The sequence below is a fragment of the Streptomyces sp. NPDC026394 genome, from assembly GCF_055567735.1.
Genome location: NZ_JBVHPX010000006.1, coordinates 468479 through 476161, shown reverse-complemented (window position 1 = coordinate 476161; position 7683 = coordinate 468479). Strand labels below are relative to the sequence as shown.

The 7683-nt window shown below is 70.7% G+C and carries 7 protein-coding genes and 3 pseudogenes; 5 read left to right on the top strand and 5 right to left on the bottom strand.

What is annotated here, in order from left to right:
- Positions 1-521: 521 nt before the first annotated feature.
- Positions 522-617, bottom strand: a pseudogene (locus ACZ4QV_RS18150) (integrase); the annotation flags it as partial.
- Between the two features lie 148 nt (positions 618-765).
- On the opposite strand from ACZ4QV_RS18150, the gene ACZ4QV_RS18145 reads away from it, so the two are divergent.
- Positions 766-924 carry a hypothetical protein gene (locus ACZ4QV_RS18145; RefSeq protein ID WP_361161201.1) on the top strand — a complete coding sequence of 53 codons (159 nt, stop codon included), beginning with the start codon at positions 766-768 and terminating at the stop codon, positions 922-924.
- 233 nt (positions 925-1157) lie between these two features.
- Here ACZ4QV_RS18145 and ACZ4QV_RS18140 read toward each other — a convergent pair whose 3' ends face one another.
- The 3 genes from ACZ4QV_RS18140 to ACZ4QV_RS18130 all read right to left on the bottom strand — a co-directional run bounded on the left by ACZ4QV_RS18140 (position 1158) and on the right by ACZ4QV_RS18130 (position 2560).
- Entirely contained in the window at positions 1158-1310 is a 153-nt protein-coding gene (locus tag ACZ4QV_RS18140) for a hypothetical protein (RefSeq protein WP_361161204.1), read from the bottom strand.
- Between the two features lie 480 nt (positions 1311-1790).
- Positions 1791-2207: a hypothetical protein gene (locus ACZ4QV_RS18135; protein WP_467763102.1), complete on the bottom strand. Its 417-nt coding sequence runs from the start codon at positions 2205-2207 to the stop codon at positions 1791-1793.
- 35 nt (positions 2208-2242) lie between these two features.
- The gene (locus ACZ4QV_RS18130; protein ID WP_361592965.1) at positions 2243-2560 is read right to left on the bottom strand and encodes a hypothetical protein; all 318 of its coding nucleotides are present in this window, start codon (positions 2558-2560) and stop codon (positions 2243-2245) included.
- Positions 2561-2699: 139 nt separating this feature from the next.
- On the opposite strand from ACZ4QV_RS18130, the gene ACZ4QV_RS18125 reads away from it, so the two are divergent.
- The 4 genes and pseudogenes from ACZ4QV_RS18125 (at position 2700) to ACZ4QV_RS18110 (ending at position 7104) form a co-directional block, all read left to right on the top strand.
- Positions 2700-3173, top strand: coding sequence for a gluzincin family metallopeptidase (locus ACZ4QV_RS18125; RefSeq protein ID WP_361640514.1), 474 nt, complete (start codon positions 2700-2702; stop codon positions 3171-3173).
- Positions 3167-5131: an aminopeptidase N gene (gene pepN, locus ACZ4QV_RS18120; protein ID WP_361640512.1), complete on the top strand. Its 1965-nt coding sequence runs from the start codon at positions 3167-3169 to the stop codon at positions 5129-5131. The genes ACZ4QV_RS18125 and pepN overlap by 7 nt, the downstream gene beginning before the upstream one ends.
- A gap of 125 nt (positions 5132-5256) precedes the next feature.
- Positions 5257-5391, top strand: coding sequence for a hypothetical protein (locus ACZ4QV_RS18115; RefSeq protein WP_361592971.1), 135 nt, complete (start codon positions 5257-5259; stop codon positions 5389-5391).
- 167 nt (positions 5392-5558) lie between these two features.
- Positions 5559-7104 (top strand): annotated as a pseudogene (locus tag ACZ4QV_RS18110) (FAD-dependent monooxygenase).
- A 264-nt stretch (positions 7105-7368) separates the two neighbouring features.
- Here the strand turns inward: ACZ4QV_RS18110 and ACZ4QV_RS18105 are convergent.
- Positions 7369-7653 (bottom strand): annotated as a pseudogene (locus ACZ4QV_RS18105) (HNH endonuclease); the annotation flags it as partial.
- Positions 7654-7683: the final 30 nt, after the last annotated feature.

Here is a 7683-nt window from a genome sequence, read left to right as displayed (position 1 = left end):
CCCGCAGGAACGGCATCCTTTCGGTGCCCTGGCAGCACGAACCGCACCTGATTCCGCACACTTCTGACCAGACTGCTGGGCGCGAGCCGGCCTCGTCTTGTCAACAGGGCTCTCAGGCCCGGGCATACTCAAAGGCTCAGCTCGCGCCCCTGAATCAGCTACCACCGGCCTTCACTTCCCATTAGGCGTACTCCAGCCGCGACAACCGCGCCTGCCTGCGCCGTCGGGGCATCAAGGCGACCATCGCCGAGCCGGACGATCAGCGGGCCGACCGCCGCAACCGTGGCCGGGCGGGTGGCCGGCCACCGGCCTTCGACAAAGCCCAGACCGACGGCGCAGCGCGGTCGAGCGCTGCGTCAGCAAGTGGAAACAGTTCCGGGCGGTGGCCGGCCGCTACGACAAACGCGACTGCATCTTCAACGGCACCCTCACCGTCACCGCGATCGTCATCCGGCTCCGCGACACCGTCCAAGAGCCATCAGAAACGGCCTAGTCCTGTCTCCTCGCCGGGTTGGGCGGGGTCAGGCCGCAGCCGGCAGTGGCCTGCCGCTCCAGCGGAAACCTCGTTCGCTGCGGCTGCGTGCGCGCTCGCGGCGTTGGGCGGCCAGGACGTCGGGGGCGCCGGCCGGGGAGCCGGGGGAGCCGGACCGGGAAGCGGCGGCGAACGTCGCCGGGGTCCGCGCAGCCCTTGCCCTTCCGGTGTCCGCGGTCCGCAACAGCGGAAAGCACCGGCCCGAACGGAGTCCGCGGCGGAGCAGGGCCCTGATGCGTGGTGAGCACGCCCAGGCGCAGGACGCGGCTGGAGCGCAGGAGACGGCACGGCTGCGTGCGCAGATCGCCGCTCAGTTGCCGGAGTTGGCCGCCGTCACCGCAGCCCACCATGGCGCGAGCTACATCGCCGCTGAGGCGGTGGGCAGCGAGTGAGCCGGAGGCCGCGCCCGGGACGGGCCCGGCAGGCGGTACCGGTGGCCCGGAGCTTGCTCCCTGCGGCCACGTCAGTCCGCCCACTGGAACCACCCCCGCGTGCGCGGGGACCACCAGAGCGCGACCAGCGGTTTCATCCGGTGGGGTGCGGGATTTTACTGACTTCCGAGGATTCCGGCATTTCCGCCTGAAGGGTTCGTTGGAGACGAGGACGCAATGAGCTGACGACGCTACTACGTGCTGGTGCCGACAGGTATGCGTTGTTGCTGGGGCAGCCCGCGGTCGAGGGGCCGGCCGGCCTCGGCGAGACAACCGAACGACAGCGCGCCCGCATCGTCGCCCGCGGCGACCTCGGTGCCGACCTCCTGGCCACAGGAGACACGCAAGCGTTCCTGGCCTGGGCCGACCGTGTTGCATGTAGAACCTGTGTCATATCCGCTGAACAGTGACTCTCTGTGGCAGGAAAGCTCCGGCCGTAAGTCGTTGGGCTTCCCGACGAGGCGGCGCAGGGGCCGTGACATCGGGCCGGGCATCTCGTTCAACCGACGTGATTTCACGTCAGGCCGCCGCAGCCGTCGCCTTCACCGTCACCTCTGTGGGCGCGGGCATCGCTACCTCCGCTCCCGCAGTCGCTGGAGGTGTCGGGGACTTCCTTTCCCCGGCGTTCGCCGTCACCTGCGTCAATCACACAGGCGCCCGGACGAGCGGAGCCACCACACACGGCACCGGTACCGCAAGCAGCAACCTTGTCGGACTCCCCCTCGGCAGCGCCCTCAACCAATGCGGCGGCGCCGACGCCCCCAAAATCACGGAAACTGACCAAGATTGCGAAAACCGCCAAGGCGCCCAGACCGGCGCAGGGATCCTCAATGTGCCCGCCAACGCGAACGTCCTGCAATGCTTCGATGACGTGGCCAAGGTGAGCATTCTGAGTTCACTCGGCGGCTGATCCGTAGGCAGAGCCATTCGAAGGCGCGCCGGACGTCGCCCGCGGCTCCGGCGAGGTCGTCGGCGTGCAGGTGCACATCGAAGTCGTACGGGTCGTCGGCGCTCTGCATGACGCGGTCGGCGGCGGTAACCGCCTCGTGGACACCGGCGGCCTTCAGCGCCTGGACGAGGCCGTCGGGGGCGGCGGCGCCGTGCCGGACGGAGTCGGCGAGCAGGCTGAGCGCGGTGGCCGCGGCCGGGGCGGGCACGGCCAGGCCCTCGCCGGTGCCGGCCGTCCGCTCGGCCGACGTCTCGACGCGGCTGATCCGGGCGACGGCCTTCGAGTGCTGCTCCATGAGGCCTCCGAACGGTGCGTGAGAACGGTGCGCGGTCAGGCGTTGTGGGTGAGGTAGCGGGCGGCGGTGTCCACGAAGTGGTCGTGGGCGTCAGCCGCGGCCCGGTGCGCGGCGGTCAGTTCCGCGGTCAGCGAGGCTTTGCGTGCGGCGGTGACGTCCTCGGGGCGGGCGATGCTGTCCCGGATCGCGCAGGTCAGCGTGATCATCTGGTCGGCGGCAGCGCGCAGGGCCGGGTCCTCGATGAGGAGGCGCAGTGTGACCAACGGGCGGGTGACTTCGCGGCGGGTCCGGTGGCTCTCGTCGCGCAGGGCTTTGGTTCGGTCGGTGCTGGCGCGGACATGCGCCAAAGGCATGGGGCTGGCCGCCCCGCAGATCGGCGTCGGCCGGGCCGCGGCAGCCGTCCAGCCACCCGGCCCGGGCAGCCCCGCGATCGTCCTGCTGAACTGAGCGGGTGGTTCGCAGCGAATGAACGGATCTCCGAGAGGGGCAGCGATGAGCGGCAAGAGTCTGACTCAAACCGAGGCCGAGGGGCGCGCGGGGCTGCTGACGGTCGAGCGGTATGACGTGGCCGTCGATCTTTCGGAGTTGATGACCGGTTCGCGGGTCCGGTGCGAATCGACGATCACTTTTACGTGCCATCGGCCCGGGACTGAGACCTTTGCCGATTGTGCGGCGGCGGTGGAGAGCGCCACGCTCAACGGGGTCGTACTGCGGTCGGCTATTGAGGGCCGGATCGCGCTGACCGATCTTGCCGAGCGCAACGTCCTCACGGTGGTCTCGGTGACGGAGTGCTCGGCCGATGTCCAGGGCGTGCACAAGGCGGTCGACCCCGCCGACGGCGAGACGTATGTCTGCACCGACTTCAGTCCCGACTACGCCCGGTACGTGTTGGCCTGCTTCGATCAGCCGGACCTCAAGGCGCCGTGGGCGTTCACCGTGACCGCTCCTGCCGGCGGCGGGTGCTGAGCAACAGCGGTGACCCGCAGATCGAACACCTCGGCTCCGTGCGGCGCTGGACCTTCCCGCCGACGCCGCCGCTGGCGGCGTACAACACTGTGATCAATGCGGGCCCGTACTACGCATTGCGTCGTCGCGGAGCTGGTCATGATCTCGGGCTCTTCGCCCGACAGTCGCTGGCTTCGATCCTGGAACGGGACGCCGACGAGCTGTTCACCCTGACCACTCAGGGGCTCGAGTTCTTCGCCGGCAAGTTCGGCATGCCGTTCCCGCAGCACAAGTACGACCAGGTCTTCACGCCCGAGTTCCCCGGCGCGTTGGAGAACTTCGGCTGCGTCACCTGGATGGACTGGTTCCTGCGCAGGAGCACGCCGACCCGGGCGGAGTGGGACATCTTCTCGCGGTACCTGCTGCACGAACTCGCGCACATGTGGTTCGGCAACATCGTCACGATGCGCTGGTGGGACGACCTGTGGCTGAACGAGGCGTTCGCGGAGTTCGCAAGTAATTGGGCCGCCGTGAGCGTGACGTCGTACACCGATGCCTGGACGGCACATCTGGCCGGCGAGAAAATCAGAGCCTATTTCATGGACCAGGGACCGACGTCGCACCCGATCCGCCAGCAGGTTCGCGACGTCTCCGAGGCGAAAGCGACATTCGACGCCATCACCTACCCCAAGGGTGCATCCGTACTGCACCAGCTGATGACGTACGTCGGCGAAGCAAACTTCTCCGCCGGTCTCACCAGCTACTTCGCCACGCATGCCTGGGGCAACACCACGCTGCATGACCTGATCGACGCGGTCGCCGACGCCAGCGGACGTGACCTGGACCAGTGGCGCACGGGATGGTTGGAAACAGCGGGCACCGACCGGCTGGCTCTCGACCACGACGCAGACGGGTTCGCCCTGGTTGCTCAGGGCCCAGGTGGCCGGCCACGCCCGCATGTGCTTGCCGTCGGCGCCTACGAGCGTTCCGGGGACCACCTTGAGCGCATTGCACTCGTCGAAGTCGAGGTAGCGGGCGAACGAACCCGGCTCGACCTACCAGCAGGAGCCGACCTGTATCTGGTCAACGATGAAGACCTGACCTTCGCCTCGACGAGACCTGACGCCACGACCAAAGACGCGTTCTTCCGCAACGCCGCCCGCCTGCCCACTGCGACCGCGCGGGGTGTCGCCGTCACCACGGCCTGGGACATGCTGATCAACGGCGAAGCGACAGCCGCCGAGGCCGTGGAGTGCCTGACCGGAGTGCTCGCTGTCGAGACGTCCGCGTCAGTGATCGAGCCGTATCTCAACCTGGCTGTCGAGGCCGCAGACCTGTGGAGCCCGAAGTCGCACCGGGAGGAGCTGCTGCGAGCCGTGGCTGCGGCGTGCCGCAGCCTCTCCGGCGTCGGCGCCTACCGCAAAGCGGCGTTGCGCGGCTTCGCTCGCACCGCGGCCGAACCGGAGGAGATTGCGTGGCTCCAGACCGAGGCCGGGAACGACATCGATCTCCAGTGGCGAGCACTGGTTCGCAAGGCTCAGCTCGGAAGCCCGACCGCAGCCGAGGCACAGGCTCTGCTCGACCGCGATCCGGATCCCGACGCATGGATCAGCAGGCTCCAGGTCCGCGCGGCCACCCCGGACGCGGCCGAGAAGAAAGCAGTCTGGCAGACGCTGGCGACGGACCGCGCGGTGCCTCTCGCTTCGGTCCACTCAGTCGCGACGCTGTTCTGGAGCGCCGGCCAGGACGACTTGCTCAGGCCCCACACGCAGGCCTACCTCGATCTCGTCGCAACCATCCACCGCAGCGGAACCCAGCCGGCGACGATCTACACCAAAACCCTCTTCCCACTGTTCGGTATCGACCTGACTTTCGTGGAACGAGCGGAAGACCTGGCGGCGCAGGCTGTCCCAGCCGTCCGCACGAACCTCCTGGACCGGGCCGACCGGATGCGCCGCATACTGCGCTCCCGCGGCTGAAGGCTTGCGGGGCTGGTGCTTCTCCGGGCGCCCACTCGCGGCAGCTCGGACGCCGGATGGTCAGCAGTGGTTCGGCGACGGCTCATTCGGCGTCCGAGGTGCCACTCGGGTAGCTCCGTTCGCGCATGGCAGGTGCCCCGGTCTCGTTCGGGCAGGTCGACGCGACCGAGCGCGGCATGGTCGCCCCGGCCGCCGCCGGCCGCGTCCTCGCCCTGGTCACTGAGCGCGCCAGCGCGGAGTTCGAAGCGCTTACCGCCTGACCGCCCGGCCACCTGATCGAGCCGGTCGAGGACCGGCCCGGACACCGGCAGGCGGGGGAGGCAGCTGAGGAGGAGCGCGGACGGCCCGCTTCCCATCCCTCCTCGGGGGGCTCCTTGGCACCGCGGCGCCTTTTTGGCCTTCTCGGCCCTCGGCCATAGTCGGCGCCATGGACTGTGACGTAGTGGTGGCCGGAGGCGGCCCGGTCGGACTGATGCTGGCCTGCGAGCTCCGGCTCGGAGGCGCGCGGGTGGCCGTCCTGGAGCGCCTCACCGCAGTGGACCCGACGATCAAGGGCGGGGCGATCACCACGCCCGGCGCCGAGGCGTTCTACCGCCGGGGCATGCTGCCCGCGCTGGCCGAGGTGCAGCGGCAGGCGATGGACCGCTTCCAGGCATTCCTGCGCGAACGGAACGGCGGGGACGGAGGCGGGGCCGCGGGCCAAGGGCTCGGGTTCGTCGGGCACTTCGCCGGAATCATGCTGCGCGCCGACCTGGTCGACCGTACGGAGCCGGGTCTCGGCGACGCCGGACCCGCCGCCGAGATCGCTTTCGTGGCGCAGCAGGACATCGAGCGGTTGCTCGGCGGGCGGGCGTGCTCGGTGTCGGCGTGCGCCGGGGTGTAGAGCTGATCGGCTTCGATGCGGAAGTCGGGGGCGTCACGGTGCGGACCAGTCACGGGGCCGTACGGGCCGGCTGGCTCGTGGGCTGCGACGGCGGCCGCAGCACGGTCCGCAGGCTCGCGGGGTTCGCATTTCCCGGTACGGACCCGGAGGTCACTTGTCACCAGGCGGTCGTGGAGATGACCGGCGCCGGGGGCCTGAGGGTCGGCTGGACCGCGACGGACACCGGGGTCCATGCCCCTGGGCCGGTGCCGGGCCGCGTCGTCACCGTGGAGTTCGACGGTCCGCCGGCTGACCGGGACGCGCCGGTCACCGCCGAGGACCTCCAGGCGCGGCTGCGCCGCGTCTTTGGCGTGGACGTCACGATCACCGGGGTGCGGACCGCGATCCGCTTGACCGACCACGCCCGCCCGGTCACCGACTACCGCAGAGGCCGGGTGCTGCTGGCGGGCGACGCGGCGCACGTGCACTGCGCGTTCGGCAGTCAGGGGCTGAGCCTGGGGCTCGGGGACGCGATGAACCTCGGCTGGAAGCTCGCCGCGGTGACCGGCGGCCGGGCGCCGGAAGGGCTGCTGGAGACCTGCACCGCCGAGCGGCGCCCGGCCGGCGCGGGGATCCTGGACCGGGCCCGGTCCCAGGTCGCGGCCATGCGCCCGGATCCGCAGTCCCGGGCCCTGCGTGAGATCGTCAGCGGCCTGGCGGGGGCGGTCGCGGGTACCACGTACCTCACCGCGCGGCTCAACGGTGGCGGGGTGCGCTACGAGCTGCCGGGCGAGCACCCGCTGACCGGCCGCAGCGCCCCGGACCTCGACCTCACCGACGGTGGCCGCCTCGCGGACCACTTCCACGGCGGCCGGGCGCTCCTGGTCGACCTCGCCGACGATCCGGAGCGCGGGCTCTGGCTGCGGGGTATGCCGGCCGCGTCGGCACCCTGACGGCCGGCTGCCCGTCCCGCCCGGAACTGGCGGCGGTCCTCGTCCGTCCGGACGGCTTCACGGCCTGGGCGGCCGACGCCGGGGCGCAGGCGCGTACGTCGACGGCCGGGCTGGCGGAGGCGCTGGAGGAGTGGTTCGCCGTGCCAGAGGGGCAGTGACGCCGGGGCGATCCGCCACTGTGCTGACTGACGCGGACCACGAGCCGGTCCCACCCACGGCCGCCGCACCGATCCGGTGTGGCGGCCGCCCGCACCCGCACCAGTGGCACCACAGCAAGACCGACGACATGCACCGCGGCTTCGCCGCCTCGCTGCTGTCCCGGCGCTGCCACGGGGCGGGCCCGTATTGGAAGCGGTCCTTCGCAGGGGCGGGGCACGAAGGACCGCAGGGCCTGCCGAACGCCGCAGGCCGGGCAACCGCCTCTACACGGGCCGGTATTCGTCGTGGGTGTGGCCGCAGCCCGTGGCCAGGCGGCGCAGGGCATCCCGCTCGGTACGGTCGACGGCCAACGACCAGCGGAGTTCGGTGGAGACCCAGTCGGCGGCGTACGTACAGCGGGCGTCGGCCAGCGGCGGCAGCCAGGTGGATGGATCCTGGTCGGCCTTGGACCGGTTGGTCTCGGCGGTGACCGCGACGAGGAAACGGTCGGCTCCGAGGTCGTTGGCGTACGCCTCGCGGCGCGCCGGGCTCCACTGCGAGGCGCCAGCTGGCGGGGAGCGTCATTCGAACCGTGCGGT

What these genes read in the sequence shown, in the direction of transcription:
- ACZ4QV_RS18145 (WP_361161201.1), top strand. Translation starts at nt 766, where the DNA reads ATGCGTGGTGAGCACGCCCAGGCGCAGGACGCGGCTGGAGCGCAGGAG.
- ACZ4QV_RS18135 (WP_467763102.1), bottom strand. Translation starts at nt 2,207, where the DNA reads ATGGAGCAGCACTCGAAGGCCGTCGCCCGGATCAGCCGCGTCGAGACG.
- ACZ4QV_RS18130 (WP_361592965.1), bottom strand. Translation starts at nt 2,560, where the DNA reads ATGCCTTTGGCGCATGTCCGCGCCAGCACCGACCGAACCAAAGCCCTG.
- ACZ4QV_RS18125 (WP_361640514.1), top strand. Translation starts at nt 2,700, where the DNA reads ATGAGCGGCAAGAGTCTGACTCAAACCGAGGCCGAGGGGCGCGCGGGG.
- ACZ4QV_RS18115 (WP_361592971.1), top strand. Translation starts at nt 5,257, where the DNA reads ATGGCAGGTGCCCCGGTCTCGTTCGGGCAGGTCGACGCGACCGAGCGC.